The following is a 19,804-nucleotide window of genomic DNA, read 5'->3' as shown; positions in this document are numbered from 1 at the left end:
GCCCGCGATGAGGCCGGTGAAGGCGCTATAAAATGCTTCAGATCCCGGCGAGCGCCAAATCCATCGCAAAGTAAGTGAAGATCAGGTCAGCACCCGCACGCTTGATCGAACCCAGGCTCTCGCGCACCACCCGCGCCTCGTCGATGGCCCCGGCCTGGGCGCCGAACTTGATCATCGCGTACTCGCCGCTGACCTGGTACGCCGTCACCGGCAGGCGCGAGGCCTCGCGGATGTCGCGGATGATGTCCAGGTAGGCGCCGGCCGGCTTGACCATCAGCGAGTCCGCGCCTTCCTGCTCGTCCAGCAGCGACTCGCGCACCGCCTCGCGGCGGTTCATCGGGTTCATCTGGTAGCTCTTGCGGTCGCCCTTCAAGGCGCTGCCGCCCGCTTCGCGGAACGGGCCGTAGAGCGCCGAGGCGAACTTGGTGGAATAGGCCATGATCGCGGTCTGGGTGAAACCGGCTTCGTCCAGGGCCCGGCGGATGGCCTGGACCTGCCCGTCCATGGCCGCCGACGGCGCGATCACGTCGGCGCCGGCGCGGGCCGCGGCCACCGCCTGCTTGCCGAGGTTGACCAGGGTCCGGTCGTTGTCCACTTCATGGCCGTGCAGCACGCCGCAGTGGCCGTGGTCGGTGTACTCGCAGAAACAGGTGTCGGACATCACGATCATCTCCGGCACCGCGTCCTTGGCGATGCGCGACATGCGCGACACCAGGCCATTGTCGTTCCAGGTGTCGCTGCCGCTGCTGTCCAGGTGGTGGGAGACGCCGAAGGTCATCACCGACTTGATCCCGGCCCGGGCGTAACGCTCGATCTCCCCGGCCAGCTTCGACTCCGGAATGCGCATCACCCCCGGCATGCTCTTGATCGGCACAAAATCGTCGATCTCTTCCTCGACGAAAATCGGCAGCACCAGGTCGTTGAGGCTGAACTCGGTTTCCTGGAACAGGCTGCGCATCTGCTCGGAACGACGCAGGCGACGGGGACGGGCTTGGGGGAACTGGCTGGACATGGGATCTCCTCAGGGCAGGCCGAGTGAACAGGACCCGGGGTAAAAAAGCAGGGCAGCTTATGCCCGAAGCGGCGACGAGCACAAACCCCGCCCGGCCAAGACTGCGTTGCCACTTTGGTAACAATGCCGGCAAACCGCGGCGCGCAGGCCCGAGCGGCGCCGGGGTGCGACCAATGGCCGCCCCGCTTCACCGCGGGGTATTGAGCGCCACTGCCAGGATCAACCCTTTGAACGCAGCCGCGTCGAGGCGGTCGCCCGAAAGCAGGTGATTGGCCCGTCGGATGTTGCCATCCAGGCAACGGCGACGTTAGGTTACCCGCTGCCTGCCTGAACACTGAGTCGAGGACCGCCATGCCGACGCTGGTGAACGAAGAATCCCGCTGGATCGAGACGCCCCACGGCCGCCTGTTTTCCCAATGCTGGTCGCCGGCCGGCGAGCATCGCGAACAACGGCAAGCGCCCATCGTGCTGTTTCATGACTCCCTGGGCTGCGTGGCGCTGTGGCGAGACTTTCCGCAACGCCTGTGCCAGGCCACCGGGCGCGAGGTGCTGGCCTACGACCGGCTCGGCTTCGGCCGGTCCGATGCCTACCCGGGCGAGTTGCCCACGCACTTCATTCAAGACGAGGCCGAGCGCTTCTTGCCCCTGCTGCTGGCGCACTGGCGGGTCGAGCGCTTCGTCGCTTTCGGCCATAGCGTCGGCGGCGCCATGGCCGCCACCTGCGCCGCGCGTTATCCGCGGCAGTGCCAGGCCTTGATCACCGAGTCGGCCCAGGCCTTCGTCGAAGACCGCACCCGCCAGGGCATCCAACTGGCCAAGCAACAGTTCCAGGCCCCCGGGCAACTCCAGCGCCTGCACAGCTACCACGGCGACAAGGCGCCCTGGGTGTTGGCGGCCTGGACCGACACCTGGCTGTCGGCGGCGTTCGCGTCCTGGACCCTGGAAAGCGGCGTGGCCTCGATCGACTGCCCGCTGCTGGTGCTGCACGGCGCCGACGACGAATACGGCTCGCTGCTGCACCCTGAACGGATCGCCCGCCTGGCGAGCGCCCCTGCGCGCTGCCTGATCCTCGACGGCTGCCGCCACGTGCCGCATCGCGAGGCGATGGATCAGGTGCTGGAGGCGGTGCGCGAACATTTGCGGGGCGCTTGCCCAGCCTGGCCTGTGCCCTGATCCATCGCCCGACCAACCACTTCAGATCCCCATCCACGCTAGCGCCGCGGACGCAGCCCAGAAGCCGTCCGCCGGCAACGACATATCAAGGACCCGACATGCCGCTGATTTCGCAACGTGTAGAGCTCGCACGCAACGGGGCTAACGATAAGGTGATTTGCCGAATGGCGTCGGGTTGGGCAGTCATGGGCGACGTGCAATTCCTGCCCGGTTACTGCCTGCTGCTGCCCGACCCTGTCGTCCCCAGCCTGAACGACCTGAGTACCGAGGCCAGGACAACTTACCTGCTCGACATGGCCCGCATCGGCGATGCCGTTCTACAGGCAACCGGGGCCCTGCGCATGAACTATGAAATCCTCGGGAATTCCGAGCCGGAGCTGCATTGCCACCTGTTCCCGCGGTATGCCTCGGAGCCGGAACAAAACCGCAAGATGCCCGCCTGGTTCTACGACTGGAAGACGGCCATCCCTTACGCGGAACACACCCATGGGCCATTGCGCAAACGCATTGCTGAGTTATTGGGGGCATCGAGCCAGGACGCCTAGGGCGCTTGATGCCTTGGCAACCTGGCCCTGGGGAATGGGGAGAATCGCTGGCCAGGTGCGCCGCAGTGTGAAAAACCGGCGAGGGCTCTTCGTCAAATCAGGTGCCGGACGCTGCGCCAGCACCTGATCGACACGGTCTTACAGACTGCTCCTGACCGCCTCCAGCCCCGGCTTGCCGTCCACGGTGGCGACGTCCTTCAGCCAGGGTTCCAGTACCTCGGGATGGTCTTTCAGCCAAGCCCGCGCCGCCGCCTCGGGTTCCATCTTGTCGTCCAGGATCGAGCCCATGATGCTGTTCTCCATGCCCAGGGTGAAGCTCAGGTTCTTCAGCAACTGCCCGACGTTCGCGCACTCGTCCACATAGCCCTTGCGAGTGCTGGTGTAGACGGTGGCGTCGCCGAAGTCCGGGCCGAAAAAGTCGTCGCCGCCGGTGAGGAAGCGGATCTTGAACCGGGTGTTCATGGGGTGCGGTTCCCAGCCCAGGAACAGGATCGCGGTATCGCGTCGGATGGCCCGCTCCACTTGCGACAGCATGCCCGACTCGCTCGAAGCGACCACGCTGAAACCGGCGTCCTTGAGGCCGAAGGCATTCTGCTCGATGGCCTTGAGCACCGCATTGTTGCCACCGTCACCCGGCTCCAGGCCATAGATCCTGGCGTTCAGTTAGTCCTTGAATTTCGGAATGTCCGCGAAGTCCTTGAGCCCTTTGTTCCACAGCGCTTCCGGCACGGCCAGGGTGTACTTGGCGTGCTCCAGGTTGACCCGCACGATGTCGATCTTGCCAGCCTCGCGATAGGGTTTCAGGTCAGGCTCCATGGTAGGAATCCAGGTGCCCAGGAACACATCCATGTTGCGGCCTTCGGCGAGCGCCTTGTAGGTCAGCGGCACGCCCAGCAGGGTCACCTTGGTCTGGTAGCCCAAGCCCTTGAGCAAGGTGTTGGCGATGGCGGTGGTGGATTGAATGTCCGTCCAGCCGGGGTCGGACATCCTCACGGTCCGGCATTGCGCGGGCTCGGCGGCCGATACCACGACGGGAAGCGCCGCCAATGCACCCAGGAACAGCAACGATGCAACTTTCATTTGATGGACCCTCAAGGCAGATCTGGTTTTTTATGGGTTACGCCTGGTTATGTGAAAGCCTGCCTCACCGGCGTATGGCGATGGTTCGGGTGCAGTAGCCAGGATGGCTGGCACCCTGGTGCTGGCGGAAAAGCTCGGTAATGCGCGCCTCCACCCTCTCGGCAAAGGCATGGGGCTTGCCCGAGCGGGTATCAATGTTCATCAGCATCTGTTCGCTGACCGCCAAAGGCTCCGGCGAACCTTCGCGATAGAGGTTGTGCACCAGGTGCAGGCGCTTGCGGTCGCGGTCGAGGAACTGCGTGCGCACCTGCAGCGGATCGCCCAGCCTGGCCTGGGCCAGGTAGTTGATATGAGCTTCCAGGGTGAACAGGGTGTGCTCGGTGTCGGCGCGCCCCGCGGCGTCCAGGCCGATCCGCGCCATCAGCGCATCGGTGGCGTAACTGAAGATCAACAGGTAGAAGGCATCGCGCAGGTGCTCGTTGTAATCGATCCAGTCGCGCAGCACGGGGGTTCGATAAGTCAGCATGGGCTCGTCCTGTGGTTAACCGTGAGGGGTCAGAGATCCAGCTCCAGCACCGCGGAGCACGCCCGGGAGACGCAGACCATCAGGGTCCGGTTGCTGCTTCTCTCGGCCGTGCTCAACACGCTGTCGCGGTGCTCGGGAACCCCGGACAGCACGCGAGTCTCGCAGGAGGCGCAGGTGCCCTCCCGGCATGAACTCTCGACCCGCACGCCATTCGCCTCCAGTACCTGCAGGATGCTGCGGTCGGCGGGCACCTCCAGGCACTGGCCGCTGCGGGCCAGCTTGAGGGTGAAAGGCGCGTCGGCCTGGGCGGGGTCGATCTGGCGCGGCGAGAACCATTCGAAATGCACCTGCTCGGCGGGGTATTTTTTGGCCGCCGCCTCGACCGCCAGCATCAGCGGCATCGGCCCGCAGGTGTAGAGGTGCGCCTGCGCCGGCAAGCGAGCAACCGTGGCGGCGACGTCGAACAAGGCGCCGGCCTCCTCGTCCGTGTGCAGCGTGACCTTGTCGGCGTAAGCAGCGAACGGCTCCAGGAACGCCGCCCGCTCGCGGCTGCGCACCAGGTAGAACAGGTGCCAGGGACGGTCGTTGGCTTCGCACCAGAGGATCATCGACAGGATCGGTGTGATGCCGATGCCGCCCGCGAAGAACACCAGCTCGGTAGCGTCCTCGCACAGCGGGAAATGGTTGCGCGGCGGCGTCACCTCGAGCAGGTCGCCAACCCGCAGTTCCTGATGGATATAGCGCGAGCCGCCACGGCTGGCTGGCGCGAGCCCGACGCCGACCCGGTAGCGGTCGCGTCTTCGCGCGTCGTCACACAGCGAATATTGGCGCACCAGGCCATCGGGCAGGTGCAACTCTATATGCGCGCCGGGGGTAAAGGGCGGCAACTCGCCGCCGGCGGGGTCGCGCAGCTCGACGACCAGCGCCTCCCTGGCCGCGCTCGCGATACCCGCGACCCGTAATGTCAGGCGTTCCATCATGATTTCTGCCTCCAGGATTGGGGCCTCCTGCCCGCGTTCGCCCGGCAGGGAGCCTGCTCCCCGCCAGCCCTCGAACAAGCTTGCCGGCTCATTTGCGCCGCAGGTTCGCGGTGGTCTTGAGCATCGCCGTGATCAGCGCGTCGCGGGCCAGGGACAGCTCGGCCTGGCTGCCGTTGGCGGACTCGGCCGTCACGCCCTGCACCAGCAGCGCGGCGGTCTCGGCATCCAGCCGCGGGTCGCCCAGGTCGTCCCACCAGCGGTGGAAACTCGCGGTGTATTTCTCGCAGAACGATTCCAGCCCGCCGGGGCCGCCACCCAGGTGGAACAACAGGCTCGGCCCCATCGCCGCCCAGCGCAGCCCGGGCCCTGCCCACACCGCGGTATCGACGTCCTCGACGCTGGCCGCGCCGATCTTCACCAGGTGGATCGCTTCGCGCCACAGCGCCGCTTGCAGGCGGTTGGCGATGTGCCCCGGGACTTCGCGATGCACGCGGATGGTGACCTTGCCCACTAGCTCATAGAAGCGCTCCGCCGCCGCGACGGCCTGCGGCGCGGTGTGCTGGTTGCCCATGACTTCCACCAGGGGAATCAGGTGCGGCGGATTGAACGGGTGGCCGAGCACGAAGTGCGACGGGTCCTTCCAGCCGGCCTGCATTTCGCTCAACGGCAGGCCCGAAGCGGACGAGGCGACGACCGCCCCCGGCCGCAGCAGCGGTTCGATTTGCGCATACAGCGCGTGCTTGATGCCGATCCGCTCGGGAACGCTTTCCTGGATGAAATCGGCGTTGCGCACCGCCTCGGCGGCATCGCTGTGGAAGCTCAGTTCCCCCGGCGCGCCCGCCTTCACCAGCCCCAGCTCGACCAGGGTCGGCCAGGCATTCCGCACGTAGTCGCGTACCTCGTCTTCCATGCCCTGGGCAGGGTCGAAGACCGCCACGTTACGCCCGGAGGCCAGGAACAACGCGGCCCAGCTGGCGCCGATGACGCCGGCCCCCAGTACCGCCACATTTTTGAATTCGCTCATCAGAACAACCTCGGTTGGAGTGCAGAAGCGGCGGTCAATCCGCCGTCGATGACAAAACATTGGCCAGTGATGAACGTGGCCTGTTCGCTGGCGAGCCAGGCGACCAGCTCGGCCACGTCCTCGGGCCGCCCGAAGCGGCCGGCGGCATGCCGGGCCAAGGCATCGGCCTGGGCCCGGGCCGGGTCCCGGGCCAGGGAGAAAGCGTCTTCGGCCATCGCCGTCATGATCCAGCCCGGGCACACCGCGTTGCAGCGCACCCTGGGTCCGTGATCGACGGCGATGGAGCGCGTCAGGCCATGGACGAAAGCCTTGGAGGCGTTGTAGAGCGCCATGGACGGATCGGCGTTGAGACCGGAAATCGAGCCGATATTGACGATGCAGCCGCCCTGTTCTTGCATCAGCGGCAACACCGCGCGGCACAGGTTGAACGTGCCCTTGGCGTTGACCCCCATCAGCCGTTCCCAGTCCTGGTCGCTGGTGTCGATAAGGCTGCGCTCGATCTGTACCCCGGCGTTGTTCACCAGGATGGTCGGCGGGCCCAGTTCATCGAGCGTGCGTTGCAACAGCCGAGCGGCATCTTCTGTGCGCGAGACATCCGCCTGGACCCACAACACGCCGGCATCCAAGTCGGCCGGTCGCGCGCCGCGACCGCAGCTGGCGACGCGCGCCCCCAGCGCGAGGAACTTGTCGACGATGGCCCGGCCAATGCCGCGCCCGCCGCCGGTGACGATCACGATATCGTTGTGCATGGCCGTCACCCGTGCGCGAACATGACGTGGCGCACCGCGGTGTAGGCGTCGAGGGCGAACACCGACATGTCGCAGCCGTGCCCCGAGCCTTTCATCGCCGCCCAGGGCATTTCCGGGGTCGCCACGCCGTGGGTGTTGACCCAGGTAAAGCCGTAGCGCAGCCGGCTGGTGGCGTCCATGGCCCGCCCGTTGTCCCGGGTCCAGACCGAGGACGCCAGGCCATAGCGCCCGGCATTGGCGATGGCGACCGGGTCCTGGCCTTCGCCAAAGCGCGACACGCTGACCACCGGGCCGAAGATTTCGCAGGTGGCGATCTCGGCGTCCGGATCGACATTGGCCACCACCGTGGGTCGATAGAAGAAACCCGGACGATCCTCGGCATAGCCGCCGGCGACCACCTCGGCCCGGCCCCGCGCACGTTCGACGAAACCGGCCACGCGCTGGCGGTGCGCCTCGCTGACCAGCGGGCCCATTTCGGTACCCGCCTCGCGCTGGCTGCCGGTGCGGATCGACGCCGCCGCCTCGGCCAGCCCGGCGACCACCCGCTCGTAGACCGCGTCGGCCACCAACAGGCGGCAGGGTTGCGCGCAATCCTGGCCGGCATTGAAGAACGCCGTGGCGCGCAGGGTCGCGAGCAGTTTCTCGATATCGGCGTCGGCGAAGACGATCACCGGCGCCTTGCCACCCAGTTCCAGATGCACCTGGCGCAGCTGCCGCGATGCCGCGCGCATGGCCGCCGCGCCTGTGGCGGGCGAGCCGGTGATGCTGATGCCTTCGATCCCAGCAGCATTGACAAGACGATCACCGACACTCGCTCCTGCTCCGTTGATCAGGTTCACCACGCCCTTGGGCACCACGTCTTGCAGCAGTTCGGCCAGCCGCAACGTCGACAACGGTGTGACCTCCGAGGGCTTGAGCACCACGCTGCAACCGGCGGCCAGCGGCGCGGCAAGTTTCCAGGCCGCCATCATCAGCGGGTAGTTCCACGGCGCGATGGCGGCGATCGGCCCGAGCGGGTCGCGGCGGATCAGGCTGGTGTGCCGCGCCACGTATTCCCCGGCGGCGACGCCCGACAGGGTGCGCGCCGCGCCGGCGAAGAAACGCACGCTGTCCACGGTCAGCGGTAGTTCGTCGTCGAGGGCCGACGGCCAGGGCTTGCCGACGTTGGCGCTGTCCAGTGCGGCCAGCTCCGGCCCGTGGGCCTCGATCAGCGCGGCGATGTCCAGCAGCAACGCGGAGCGCGCAGCGGGTGTAGTCCGCGCAAAGCTGCAAAAAGCTTCCTCGGCCGAACGCACGGCGGCGTCCACTTGCTCCTGGCTCGCTTCGTTGACCAAGGCGATCTGTTCGCCGCTGGCCGGGTCGAGGACCGGCAATGCCTGGCCCTCGCCCTGCAGCAGCTCACCGTTGATGAGCATTCGGGTATGCATGAAGACTTCTCCAGCAAATGGGTTGTCAGAACTCGACCTGGTCGCCGCCCTTGAGCCCGAGGCGCACCCGCGCTTCAGCCGGCGTGGCGACCTTGAGGCCGAGGCTCTCGACGATGGAGCGGACCTTGGTCACCTGCTCGGCATTGCTTTTCGCCTTCTCGCCCGGGGCGATGTACAGGCTGTCTTCCAGGCCGACCCGCAGGTTGCCGCCCAGCAGCGCGGCCTGGGTGGCGAAGGGCATCTGGTGCTTGCCGGCCGCTAGCACCGACCACTCGTAGTCCTTGCCGAACAGCTTCTGGGCGACGGTGTGCATGTGCATCAGGTTGTCCAGATCGGCGCCGACGCCGCCGAGCACGCCGAACACCATCTGCACCAGGAACGGTGGCTTGACCCAGCCCTGCTCGATGATCCACGCGAGGTTGTAGAGGTGGCCGAGGTCGTAGCACTCGAACTCGAATCGCGTGCCGTGGCCGTCCCCCAACGCCTTCACGATGTATTCGATGTCGGCGAAGGTGTTACGGAAGATGAAGTCGCGGGTGCTGTCGAGAAAGGCCGGTTCCCACTCGTGCTTCCAGCTCGAATATCGGTCCTTCATCGGGAAGATGCCGAAGTTCATCGAGCCGACGTTCAGCGAGGCCATTTCCGGGCTCAGGCTCACCGCCGCGCGCAGGCGTTCTTCCCGGGTCATGCCGAGGCCGCCGCCGGTGGAGACGTTGAGCACGGCGTCGCTGCGGTCCCTGATCTGCCCCATGAAGTCGCGGAACAGTTCGGGGCGCGGATCGGGCTTACCGGTCTGCGGATGACGGGCATGCAGGTGGATGATCGACGCGCCGGCCTGCGCCGCCTCGATGGACGAGCGGGCGATCTCGTCGGGGGTGATGGGCAGGTATTGCGACATGGTCGGTGTGTGCACGCCGCCGGTGGTGGCGCAGGTAATGATCACGGGCTTGGACATGGTTGTTCTCACCATTGCATTTGTTGGACTTGGGCGGTCAGTCCGCCGTCGAGGACCCACAGCTGGCCCGAGGCGTACCGGGCTTCGTCGCCGGCCAGCCAGTTCACCAGGTTGGCGACGTCTTCCGGGGTGCCGTAGCGGCGCATGGGGTGCACGTTGCGCACCGCCTGCTCCAGGCTCTGGATATCCCCCTGGTCGCGAAAGAAGCCGCGCAACATCGGGGTGTCCACGTAGCCGGGGCATACCGCGTTGACGCGGATGCCCTCCGGGCCGTGGTCACAGGCCATGGCGCGGGTCAGCGCATGCACCGCGCCCTTGCTCGCGCAGTACGCTGCCAGGCCTGGGTCGGCGATGAAGCCGTCGTAGGAGCCGAAGTTGACGATGCTCGCCGAACCGCTCTTGCGCAGCAGCGGCAGGGCGAATTTCGAGACCAGGAAAGTGCCGGTGACGTTGACCGCGAACAAGCGGTTCCAATCGGCCAGGCTGGTGTGCTCGATGGTCTTCTCGATCTCGATGCCGGCGGCGTTCACCAGTACGTCGAGCTGGCCCGCCTGCGCCTCGACCGCGACCATGGCCTGGCGCGCGTCCTCTTCCGAGCTGACATCGAGCGCGATGAAACGGGCGCCCGGCACCGGCTGCGATTCGTTCAGGTCGGCGGCGAAGACTGTCGCCCCCTCCTTCAGGAAGCGCGCGCAGATGGCGCGACCGATGCCGCCCAGGCCGCCGGTGACCAGGGCCACTTTGCCGGCCAGAGCAGCGCTCACGACTCGACTCCCTGACCGTAGGCATCCAGCACCAGGCCATGGAAATGATGCAACGCATGCTCGGATTTGCCCGAGCCGTTGGGGTCGGTGACGATCCGCCCCTGCTCGAAGGCCGGGGTACGCATGCCGCGCTGGACGTTCTCCACCAGGGCGATGTCCTCGACCTGCAGCACTTCGTCGAGGTAACGGATGGCTTCGCGCTCCATCTCGTTCGCCTCGGGCGTCTCGAGGTAGAAGTCGTAGGTTTCGTAGGTCAGGTCGGGCCCGACGGGAACGATGTGCAGCACGATCATCGAGCTGCGCCCCGGGTAGCGCATCAGGCAGGTGTTGGGCCACAGCCACCAGACCGCGTGGGTCCGCACCTTGGCCTGGGAGGTGTCGTAGGCGCTGTTCTGGCCGTTGCCGGCCTCGGCCATGTGGCTGGAGTAGATGCCGTGGGTCTGTACCCGGTAGGTGTCCATGTCCACCAGGGTGCAGAAGTCCTTGTGCGCCGTCGGGCAGTGGTAACACTCGAGGAAGTTGTCGACGACGTTCTTCCAGTTCGACTTGATCGCATAGGTCAGCCGATGGCCGAACGTCAGGTTGGCGATGTCCGGCGCCCAGTGCAGGATTTCCTCCTGCAGCGCGCCCGACTGCTCCCGCAGCTGGCGCGCGCCGGGGTCGAGGTTGACGAAGATAAAGCCACAGAACTCCTCCACCTGCACCGGGCTGAGGTGGATCTCGCCCTTGTCGAAATCCTTCAGGCCACCGACATGGGGCGCGCCGCTGAGCTGGCCGTTCAGCCCATAGCACCAGGAGTGGTACGGGCAGATGATGCGGTTGACCTTGCCTTCGCCCGACAGCACCGGATGCGCCCGGTGCTTGCAGACGTTGTAGAAGGCCCGCAGTTGGCCGTCGTGGTCGCGCACCACGGCAATCGGGTTGCCGGCGATTTCCGCGGTGGTGTAGGTGCCCGGCTCGCGGACCTTTTCCACGTGGCAGACCCACTGCCAGGATTTGCCGATGATCTGCTGCTGGTCCAGGCGAAACCATTGCGGATCGACGTACGCATCCGCACGCAGGGACTGCGAGACCAGCGGGTCCGGGTGATACCCCCGGGCGATGTTCTCGAGCTGTACTTGGGAGATGACTTCAGACATATCAGCGGCCTTCCGGTACAAGGATTTCTTGGATTTGGGTGCTTGTCTCGGAGCCGATAGTGGTCGTCCTGGCCGCTGGAAGTTATGCAGGATTCGACGCGTTTTGTTGCTTTTTGGCCGGTGTCGTTTTCAGGTATGCGCGGTCGAATCGCGACCTGCCAGAGCACCGCGCACGGCCGCCCGGCGCGGCAGGGCCACGCAGGCCAATCAGTTCAGGCAGGCAGAAAAATCAAAGCCGGGAACGGCGGCCTCAGGAGGTGACCTGGTGCATCGGCCAGGCCCGGAACTCGAACGGGATGCGCCCGTCGAGCCGGTCGCGGCGCGGCGTGAGACCGAAGCGCTCGCGATAGATACGGCTGAAATGGGATTGATTGGGGAAGCCCGAGGCCACGGCGATTTCCATCAGCGACATGTCGGTCTGGGTCACCAGGCAACGGGCGCGATCCAGGCGGATATCACGGTAATAGAGCGCGGGGCTCTTCTGCACGATCTGGTGGAACAGCCGGTCCAGCTGCCGCTGGGAGATACCGATGCGCTCGCAGATGGCGGGAATCGCCACCGCCTCCTCCAGGTTCTGCTCCATGATGCGAATCGCCTGTTTCACCAGGTCCGGTACGGTATTGCCCAGCGGCTGCGGCGCCTCCGGGTTCTGCTGGGTGCCCAGCGGCCGCAGGCGTTCGTGGAACAGGTAGCGCGCTGTCTCGTTGGCCAGGGTGTCGCCGTGCAGGGAGCGGATGATATGCAACGAACAATCGGTGGAGGCCGCGCCGCCGCAGCAGGTGATGCGCTTGCCATCCATCACCAGCATGTCCTCACAGATCTCCACCTCCGGGTACAGTTCCTTCAACGAATCGATATGCTCGTAGTGGCCGGTGGCGCGCTTGCCATTGAGCAGCCCGGCCTCGGCCAACAGATACACCCCGGTGTCCAGCGCCCCCAGCAACACCCCCGCCCTCGCCCACCCCCGCAACGCGGCGCCAAGGGCCGGACTGTGCAGGGTCTCGGGATTCCAGCTGGACGACAGCAGCACCATGTCGGGCACCTGCTGCACCTGCGCCAACGCCTGGGTGTCGACCGACATCGCGTTGCTGGCCACCACCGCACCGCCGGCCATCGACACCACTTCCCAATGGAAGTGGGTGTGCCCGCTCAAGTAATTCGCCGCGCGAAACGGATCGATAAACGCCGAGGTCGCGGCCAGGTTGTAGTGAGGGAACACTACGATGAGGATCGAGAAGGGAGCGACAGGCTCGGCGGGCATACGCGATCACCTCGGGGTGGGGGGAGTTCGCGTAACAAATACCACAGATTGCTTGGCCCGACGTGGCGACTGCAACCTGGCGTATTCCGGAATTTTCGCCAGGGATCCGGGTAAAGCCAAAGCGGGCATCAGTGTCCGTTGGGGGTCGTTCAGGGCCTGGGGCATGACCAGATACCTATGTGCGTTTCGCAATCCGATGCAGCGCTGTGATTGGCCTGGAGGGGCCTCGATCCAGGCCGCCCGGGTTTGGCTTTCGCCCATCCCGTTGAGGGAAATCCCTCATTGCGGGAGCTATGTCGCACTACTAGGATGGATCTCGCACCGGCCCATTCGAAGGAGAAAACCATGGCTACCCCGCAGAGTGACGACAAGCGCCCAACCCCGGACCAGGCAGAGGACAATGCTTTTTTCCCCTCGCCCTATTCGCTCAGCCAATTCACCGCTCCCACATCCGATCTCAGTGATGCCGACTACCCCAATCCCTACACAGGCGGCCGCTGGAAGATTCTGCTGATCGGCGCCGATGAGCGCTATCTGCTCACCGACAACGGCACGATGTTTTCCACCGGCAACCACCCGGTCGAGACCCTGTTGCCCATGTATCACCTCGACAAGGCCGGTTTCACTTTCGATGTCGCGACGCTGTCCGGAAACCCGGTGAAGTTCGAGTTCTGGGCCATGCCCTCGCAAGACACCGAGGTGAAGGGCTTCTACGCCAAGTACCGTGAGCAGTTCAAGCAACCGCTCAAGCTGGCTGACGTGATTGAACAGGCCCTGGGCGAAGACTCGGACTACATCGGTGTCTTCATACCGGGCGGCCACGGTGCCCTGATCGGCTTGCCGGAAAGCGCCGAGGTGAAGTCTGTCCTGCAATGGGCGGTCGACCAGGACAAGTTCGTCATTTCCCTGTGCCACGGTCCGGCGGCGCTGTTGGCGGCGGGCATCGATGAGTCGAAGCATTCCTACATTTTCTCCGGCTACAAGATCTGCGCGTTTCCCGACGCCCTCGACGCGCAGACGCCCGACATCGGCTACATGCCGGGGCACCTGACCTGGAAGTTCGGCGAGCAGTTGCAGGCGCTGGGGGTCGAGATCGTCAATCAGGATATTTCCGGGGCAACGCTCAGGGACCGCAAGCTGCTGACGGGCGACAGCCCATTGGCGGGCAATAACCTGGGCAAGCTGGCCGCTGACGCACTCCTCAAAGAGGTCGCGGCAGGGTGAACGACGGGGCTGCCGAGGCGGCCATGCGCGCCGCTCTCGAGATCGAGTCAGCGCGCAAGCTCGAGTCGATCCAGGCGGCTGTCCGCGGGTTCGCAGGGCCCTACGGCTATGACCGATTCGTGCTGTTTTCCGCGTCTTCGGCAAACGAGGACGTGGTTGAGCGAATCTATTGGGTCGAAGGTGATTGGCTCGGCGACGGTCAAGGCGTCGATGCCCAGACCTACGTTCGGCGTTGCCCGGTGACTCGCCATATCCTGAATGCCCGCGAAGCCTTCTTCTGGAAGAAAGAGCCAGGCCAGGGAAAGGAGCGCTACCAGGTGATTCGTTCTCCCGGCGGCCCGGGGGTTCAGGGGTTGCAGGTGCCGGTGTTCGGCCCGCTGGGGCTTGAAGGCGCCATGAGCCTGGGCGGCGAGTCGGTGGATGGATCGGCGCGAGTGCGCCTGGGCTTGAGCCTTGTCGCGGCGGCGGCTTTTTTCTCCGCGCGCCGGTTGCTCGAGGCGCCAGCGGGCAAAGCGTTGGGAAGCCTTTCGCGGCGAGAACGTGAAGTGCTGGCGTGGACAGCGGCCGGACGGCGGCACGCGGATATTGCGGCAACCCTCGGCTTGTCGGAGCGTACGGTGGAAAATCATTTGCGCTCGGCGCGACGACGCCTGGGAGTGGCGACGACAGCCCAAGCCATCAGGATGGCGATTCGTAACGGCGAAATAGAGGGTTGAACAAAAGCGGGAAGAGTCGACGAAGGTGCGCCCGAATGGGCGCACCTTTTTTTACAGCGTTATTTCCAGAACCCGAGCGCACTCAGTTCCAGGGACGATCGCCGTGCTCGTCCTTGACCCGGGTCGGCAGGCCCATCACGTCCAGCGCCTTGAGGAACGGCTCGGCCGGCAGTTCCTCTACGTTGACCATGCGTTGCACGTCCCACTCGCCACGGGCCACCAGCAGGGCCGCAGCCACGGGCGGCACGCCAGCGGTGTAGGAGATGCCCTGGCTGTCGGTTTCGGCGAAGGCTTCTTCGTGGCAGGCCACGTTGTAGATGAACACTTCGCGCGGCTGGCCGTCCTTGGTGCCCTTGACCAGGTCGCCGATGCAGGTCTTGCCGGTGTAGCCCGGCGCCAGCGAGGACGGATCGGGCAGCACGGCCTTGACCAGTTTCAGCGGCACCACTTCCAGGCCTTCGGCGGTCTTGACCGGTTGCTCGGAGAGCAGGCCGAGGTTTTTCAGCACGGTGAACACATTGATGTAGTGCTCGCCGAAGCTCATCCAGAAGCGCACGTTGGGCACGTCGAGGTTCTTCGACAGCGAATGCACTTCGTCGTGGCCGGTCAGGTACAGGTTCTGCGAGCCCACGACCGGCAGGTCGTCGGTGCGCTTGACTTCGAACATGGTGTTGCTGGTCCACTGGCTGTCCTGCCAGCTCCATACCTGCCCGGTGAATTCGCGGAAATTGATTTCCGGATCGAAATTGGTGGCGAAATATTTGCCGTGGGAACCGGCATTGACGTCGAGGATGTCGATCGAGTCGATGCGGTCGAAATACTGTTGCTTGGCCAGCGCCGCATAGGTATTGACCACGCCCGGGTCGAAGCCCACGCCGAGGATGGCGGTGACGTTCTTCTGCTGGCATTCCTCGAGGTGTTTCCACTCGTAGTTGCCGTACCAGGGCGGCGTCTCGCAGACCTTGCCCGGTTCTTCGTGGATCGCGGTGTCCAGGTAAGCCACGCCGGTATCGATGCAGGCACGTAGCACCGACATGTTGAGGAAGGCCGAGCCGACGTTGATGACGATCTGCGATTCGGTCTCGCGGATCAGCGCCTTGGTCGCTTCGATGTCCAGCGCATTGAGCGCAAACGCTTTGATTTGTGCGGGCTGTTTAAGGCTGCCCTTGGCCTTGACGCTGTCGATGATGGCCTGGCATTTGGAGATGTTGCGCGACGCGATAGCAATACGACCGAGTTCGTCGTTGTGCTGCGCGCACTTGTGGGCCACCACCTTGGCGACACCTCCTGCACCAATGATAAGAACGTTCTTCTTCAATTTCTTTATCTCTCCTTTCTGCCCGCTTACGAGAGGCTGGACAGGTAGTCTTCGAAACCAAACTCACGAACCACCTCGACGCTGCCGTCGAGTTGTTTCACTACGATGGACGGCATTTTCAGGCCGTTGAACCAGTTTTTCTTGACCATGGTGTAGCCCGCTGCGTCAACGAACGACAGCCGATCGCCGATGGTCAGCGGACGATCAAATGGGTATTCGCCGAAGATGTCTCCGGCCAGGCAGGACTTGCCGCACACCATGTAGGTGTGTTCGCCCGAGCTGGGCGCCAGCTTGGCGTTCAGGCGGTAGATCAACAGGTCGAGCATGTGCGCTTCGATGGAGCTGTCGACCACGGCCAGGTGCTTGCCGTTGTAGAGAGTGTCGAGCACGGTGACTTCCAGCGAGGCGCTCTGGGTGATCGCCGCTTCGCCCGGCTCCAGGTAGACCTGCACGCCGTATTTCTCGGAGAACGCCTTGAGGCGCGCGCAGAACTCGTCCAGGGCATAGCCTTCGCCGGTGAAGTGGATGCCGCCGCCGAGGCTGACCCATTCGACCTTGTGCAGCAGGTGGCCGAAGCGTTCCTCGATGGTGCCCAGCATCTGGTCGAACAGGCCGAAGTCGCCGTTCTCGCAGTTGTTGTGGAACATGAAGCCTGTGATCTGCTCGATCACCGCTTCGACCTTGACCGGGTCCCATTCGCCCAGGCGGCTGAACGGACGCGCCGGGTCGGCCAGCAGGTAGTCGGAGCTGCTCACCTGGGGGTTGACCCGCAGGCCGCGGACCTTGCCCTCGGAGGCGGCGGCAAAACGCTGCAACTGACCGATGGAGTTGAAGATGATCTTGTCGCAGTTCTCGAGCATCTCGTCGATTTCGTCGTCGGCCCAGGCCACGCTGTAGGCGTGGGTCTCGCCGGCGAACTTCTGCCGGCCGAGCTTGAGCTCGTAGAGCGACGACGAGGTGGTGCCGTCCATGTACTGCTCCATCAGGTCGAACACCGACCAGGTGGCGAAGCACTTGAGCGCCAGCAGGGCCTTGGCCCCGGACTGTTCGCGCACGTAGGCGATCTTTTCCAGGTTGCCGAGCAGTTTCTGTTTGTCGATGAGGTAATACGGCGTTTTGATCATTTCGAGGCCTCCGGCCAGGCCAGCCAAAAAAAGGATGCGCATTGTGCCTTCCCTGGCGGCATATCGAAAGGGCGGACAGTCAGTTCGCCGAGTCAACGCTGAGTCTCATCTGCGGCGCGCGCCGCCCGCGGGTCCGTTCCGGGCCCCGGCGGATACCCCGGGGGGCATCATCCCTGGCGTCGCGTGCGCCGTGCACGCTGTCGATGGCTAGAAAACCACGGCCTGATGACAAATACGCTAAGGGCTCGAACCGCCCTGCGCGCCCGGTGCGCAGGCAGCCCCACGACGGGCGGTCATCGGTCGATCTGGGCGACCCTGCCCGGTCCTTCGCTTTGCGCGAACACGTACCTGTTTTTCCCCAGTTTCTTGGCCAGGTACATGGCCTGGTCCGCGGCACGCAACAGCTGGTCCGCCTCCACCCCATGGGTCTGGTAGAACGCCGCGCCGAGACTGGCGGAGACGTCGGCCCTCACCCCCGAGATCGTCAGGGGCTGGCCGACCACATGAATGATCCGGTCGAGAATCGGCGCCACTTCGTCGATCGACCCAAGGTCATCCAAGACGACCACAAACTCATCGCCCCCCACCCGCGCCAGGAGGTCGCACACCCTCAAACAGGACTGCAGGCGATCGGCGACTATTTTCAGCAACTGATCGCCCGCCGCGTGCCCCAGGTTATCGTTGACCGACTTGAAGCCGTCCAGGTCCAGATAACAGACCACCACCTTGGCGTTGCGCCCTTGCGCTCTGTCGAGAATCTCATCGAGCTTCATGCCCAGCAGCCTTCTGTTGGGAAGGTGGGTCAAGGGGTCGTACATGGCGATTTCCTGCAGCTTTTTGCGCTGCTGATCCAGGGCCGTCAGGGAGTACGCGAGCCAGGCCACCAGCGTTGCCCCCAGCAGGACAAGCAACGCCTCGAACAGCAGCAGGCCGGTATTGCGCCAGTCGGCGATCCGCGAAACCCGAAGTTCCCACTGCGCTTCGTACAGGGTCAGCGGAATGCGTACAGCCTCCACATCCAAGGGCGCGGCGGATGCCTGGATCAGTTCTTCCTGCCCGGTTTCCGGGTTCACCCCGGAAAACCTGTAGGCATAACCCAGTTGCTCCAAAGACGGCAAATCGGAGTCGGCGAAGGCATCCGGAAACTTCAAGGTCACGACGGTAAAACCCCAGAAGTACTTCTTGCCATCCGGCTCTTGCAGGAACACCGGCAATGTCCCGATCGCGCCCTGCGGCCCCTGGATCAAGGTGAACGGCCCGCGAAAGCGCAACTCGCCCTCGCGAATGTTCTTGATGACGTCGACCCGGTCCTTGCCCTCGAAAAGATCATGGTTCTTGACCAGGATATTGGGCGCGGCCGGCTCTATTTGCCGGATCACGCCCTGCGGCGCCAGCGACAAGGCGAAAGCGCCCTTGTACATAGGCAGCATGTAGCGCACCAGCCGATTGAAGTGCGGCACGCTGCCCTCCCCCTGATGGACCATCACCGCCAAGGTATTGGTCGACGACAAGGCGTGCTGGATGACTTTCTCGATCGAGCTGGCGTAACTGCCGGCTATTTGCAGGGTGTGGGCCGACTCGGCCTCACGCGCGGCTGCGTTCAACTTGACGACAATCAAAGCCCCCGCCAACACACACAGGACAAACACCGCCACCGAGACTTTTATCTTGTCCAGGCCTGAGAACACCTTGGTTACCACTTCTTGCATCACCGGCACCCTGTTTTATGGTTATGGGTCGTAGGGTTCCCGACAGAGGGTAAACGCGTTTTTCGCCTCGTCAGACCAAGGAGATCGCCCTCATTCTTCATTTCTTTATGTCGGCCCGGGCTCGGGAGGTTACCGGGAAGCGCTGCCGTTGACCCTGGCGATGTACCGAGGTTCCGTGCGCCCTTTGCCGCTGCGGGCGTGCGGCAGATGGATAAGGCGCTGCGCAGCTGCTTGGCGCCATTGGCCCGGCAACCTGCCAGCGAACACCGGAGCGACAGGGCTCGGTGGTGGCGAACATCAGGTTTCTCCCGAGACCGTTGTTCTTACTGGTTGAATGCGCCCAGGCGGCAGCCCTGCGAGGCCTGCGGATAAGTGTAGACGTCCGGCGGTTCGCGAAACCCCAGGCAGGGAACCCCGGTAAACGATGCCCCTGGGCCGGACGCTGGCGGCGACAGCGCTAGCCGGGGGGCTTGATTCGGGACGGGGCGGCCGGTGCACAACCGGCCGTGCGGGTCAGCGAGGCAGGATCGGCGGCTCAGTGCAGCGAGGATCGATGCGCCTTGCCATCACGAGCGGGTCTTCACGGTGATGAACATGTGCAGGCGATCGTGGATCTCCTGGAGGGTGTGGCGGAACGGTTCATGTGTGTCGCTGGTGGCCGGGTCGGCGAAATTCCACACCAGCACCTCGCCGGAGGACGGCATCCGCGCCGCCTCTTCCGACGACTTGTCGCACAGGGTGATGACATGATGGAACTGCTGCCCGGCGAACTCGTCGAGGGACTTGCTGCGCAGCCCGTCGGTGTCGATGCCGATATGTTCCAGGGACTCCAGGGTGCGCGGGTCGATCTCGCCGGCCACCAGGCCGGCGCTGAAGGCTTCGAAATGCTCGGCATCGGCGTGGCGCAGCAGCGCCTCGGCCATCAGCGAGCGGGCATCGTTTCTGGCGCAGACGAACAGCACGCGGCGTGTGTCGCTCATGGTATGGCTTCCCCCTGTTTCGGACAGCAGGGATAGTGCCCTCGCTCATCGCACTTTTTATGACAGCCAATGGTTTCGCCGGGCAGATTACCGACCGA

Annotated in this window: 18 protein-coding genes and 1 pseudogene; 4 read left to right on the top strand and 15 right to left on the bottom strand. The window is 64.7% G+C overall.

Annotated elements, in window-relative coordinates; genetic code table 11:
• Window positions 1-37: 37 nt before the first annotated feature.
• The gene (gene hemB / locus BTN82_RS10595) at window positions 38-1,012 is read right to left on the bottom strand and encodes a porphobilinogen synthase (RefSeq protein ID WP_075119072.1); all 975 of its coding nucleotides are present in this window, start codon (window positions 1,010-1,012) and stop codon (window positions 38-40) included.
• A gap of 351 nt (window positions 1,013-1,363) precedes the next feature.
• Between hemB and BTN82_RS10590 the strand changes: the two genes are divergently transcribed.
• A complete protein-coding gene (locus BTN82_RS10590; protein ID WP_075119071.1) occupies window positions 1,364-2,185 on the top strand; it encodes an alpha/beta fold hydrolase in 822 nt (273 codons plus the stop codon).
• A 98-nt stretch (window positions 2,186-2,283) separates the two neighbouring features.
• Window positions 2,284-2,730 (top strand): HIT family protein, encoded by a 447-nt coding sequence (locus tag BTN82_RS10585; protein ID WP_075119070.1) that lies wholly within the window; start codon window positions 2,284-2,286, stop codon window positions 2,728-2,730.
• A gap of 138 nt (window positions 2,731-2,868) precedes the next feature.
• Here BTN82_RS10585 and BTN82_RS10580 read toward each other — a convergent pair.
• The 10 genes and pseudogenes from BTN82_RS10580 to BTN82_RS10535 all read right to left on the bottom strand — a co-directional run bounded on the left by BTN82_RS10580 (window position 2,869) and on the right by BTN82_RS10535 (window position 12,635).
• A pseudogene (locus BTN82_RS10580) lies at window positions 2,869-3,810 on the bottom strand (choline ABC transporter substrate-binding protein).
• Between the two features lie 64 nt (window positions 3,811-3,874).
• Window positions 3,875-4,336 carry a thioesterase family protein gene (locus BTN82_RS10575; RefSeq protein WP_075119069.1) on the bottom strand — a complete coding sequence of 154 codons (462 nt, stop codon included), beginning with the start codon at window positions 4,334-4,336 and terminating at the stop codon, window positions 3,875-3,877.
• A gap of 29 nt (window positions 4,337-4,365) precedes the next feature.
• Window positions 4,366-5,316 carry a PDR/VanB family oxidoreductase gene (locus tag BTN82_RS10570; RefSeq protein WP_186828379.1) on the bottom strand — a complete coding sequence of 317 codons (951 nt, stop codon included), beginning with the start codon at window positions 5,314-5,316 and terminating at the stop codon, window positions 4,366-4,368.
• A gap of 88 nt (window positions 5,317-5,404) precedes the next feature.
• Window positions 5,405-6,340: a 3-hydroxyacyl-CoA dehydrogenase NAD-binding domain-containing protein gene (locus BTN82_RS10565; protein WP_075119068.1), complete on the bottom strand. Its 936-nt coding sequence runs from the start codon at window positions 6,338-6,340 to the stop codon at window positions 5,405-5,407.
• Window positions 6,340-7,089: an SDR family NAD(P)-dependent oxidoreductase gene (locus BTN82_RS10560; protein ID WP_075119067.1), complete on the bottom strand. Its 750-nt coding sequence runs from the start codon at window positions 7,087-7,089 to the stop codon at window positions 6,340-6,342. The genes BTN82_RS10565 and BTN82_RS10560 overlap by 1 nt, the downstream gene beginning before the upstream one ends.
• A 5-nt stretch (window positions 7,090-7,094) precedes the next feature.
• Window positions 7,095-8,516 (bottom strand): aminobutyraldehyde dehydrogenase, encoded by a 1,422-nt coding sequence (locus BTN82_RS10555; RefSeq protein WP_075119066.1) that lies wholly within the window; start codon window positions 8,514-8,516, stop codon window positions 7,095-7,097.
• 25 nt (window positions 8,517-8,541) lie between these two features.
• Complete coding sequence (locus tag BTN82_RS10550; protein ID WP_075119065.1) at window positions 8,542-9,471, bottom strand: 3-keto-5-aminohexanoate cleavage protein; 930 nt, start codon at window positions 9,469-9,471, stop codon at window positions 8,542-8,544.
• A gap of 8 nt (window positions 9,472-9,479) precedes the next feature.
• Window positions 9,480-10,235, bottom strand: a complete 756-nt coding sequence (locus BTN82_RS31000) for an SDR family NAD(P)-dependent oxidoreductase (RefSeq protein ID WP_075119064.1) — start codon at window positions 10,233-10,235, stop codon at window positions 9,480-9,482.
• Window positions 10,232-11,374 carry an aromatic ring-hydroxylating oxygenase subunit alpha gene (locus tag BTN82_RS30995; protein WP_075119063.1) on the bottom strand — a complete coding sequence of 381 codons (1,143 nt, stop codon included), beginning with the start codon at window positions 11,372-11,374 and terminating at the stop codon, window positions 10,232-10,234. The genes BTN82_RS31000 and BTN82_RS30995 overlap by 4 nt, the downstream gene beginning before the upstream one ends.
• A gap of 250 nt (window positions 11,375-11,624) precedes the next feature.
• Window positions 11,625-12,635: a GlxA family transcriptional regulator gene (locus BTN82_RS10535; protein WP_075119062.1), complete on the bottom strand. Its 1,011-nt coding sequence runs from the start codon at window positions 12,633-12,635 to the stop codon at window positions 11,625-11,627.
• Window positions 12,636-12,980: 345 nt separating this feature from the next.
• Between BTN82_RS10535 and hchA the strand changes: the two genes are divergently transcribed.
• The gene (hchA, locus tag BTN82_RS10530) at window positions 12,981-13,859 is read left to right on the top strand and encodes a glyoxalase III HchA (protein WP_075119061.1); all 879 of its coding nucleotides are present in this window, start codon (window positions 12,981-12,983) and stop codon (window positions 13,857-13,859) included.
• Window positions 13,860-13,882: 23 nt separating this feature from the next.
• Window positions 13,883-14,575: a PA1136 family autoinducer-binding transcriptional regulator gene (locus BTN82_RS10525; protein WP_261792948.1), complete on the top strand. Its 693-nt coding sequence runs from the start codon at window positions 13,883-13,885 to the stop codon at window positions 14,573-14,575.
• Window positions 14,576-14,657: 82 nt separating this feature from the next.
• Here BTN82_RS10525 and BTN82_RS10520 read toward each other — a convergent pair whose 3' ends face one another.
• The 4 genes from BTN82_RS10520 to BTN82_RS10505 form a co-directional block, all read right to left on the bottom strand.
• A complete protein-coding gene (locus BTN82_RS10520) occupies window positions 14,658-15,893 on the bottom strand; it encodes a saccharopine dehydrogenase family protein (RefSeq protein WP_075119059.1) in 1,236 nt (411 codons plus the stop codon).
• Window positions 15,894-15,919: 26 nt separating this feature from the next.
• Complete coding sequence (locus BTN82_RS10515; RefSeq protein WP_075119399.1) at window positions 15,920-17,017, bottom strand: carboxynorspermidine decarboxylase; 1,098 nt, start codon at window positions 17,015-17,017, stop codon at window positions 15,920-15,922.
• 293 nt (window positions 17,018-17,310) lie between these two features.
• On the bottom strand, window positions 17,311-18,726 hold the full coding sequence (locus BTN82_RS10510) for a sensor domain-containing diguanylate cyclase (protein WP_075119058.1): 1,416 nt from the start codon (window positions 18,724-18,726) through the stop codon (window positions 17,311-17,313).
• A 566-nt stretch (window positions 18,727-19,292) separates the two neighbouring features.
• Complete coding sequence (locus BTN82_RS10505) at window positions 19,293-19,706, bottom strand: arsenate reductase ArsC (protein ID WP_075119057.1); 414 nt, start codon at window positions 19,704-19,706, stop codon at window positions 19,293-19,295.
• Between the last annotated feature and the right edge of the window lie 98 nt (window positions 19,707-19,804).

This window comes from Pseudomonas chlororaphis (genome assembly GCF_001921865.1).
Lineage (GTDB): Bacteria > Pseudomonadota > Gammaproteobacteria > Pseudomonadales > Pseudomonadaceae > Aquipseudomonas > Aquipseudomonas chlororaphis_D.
The sequence above is the reverse complement of the archived record's forward strand: the minus strand, read 5'-3'. Positions and strand labels throughout refer to the sequence as shown.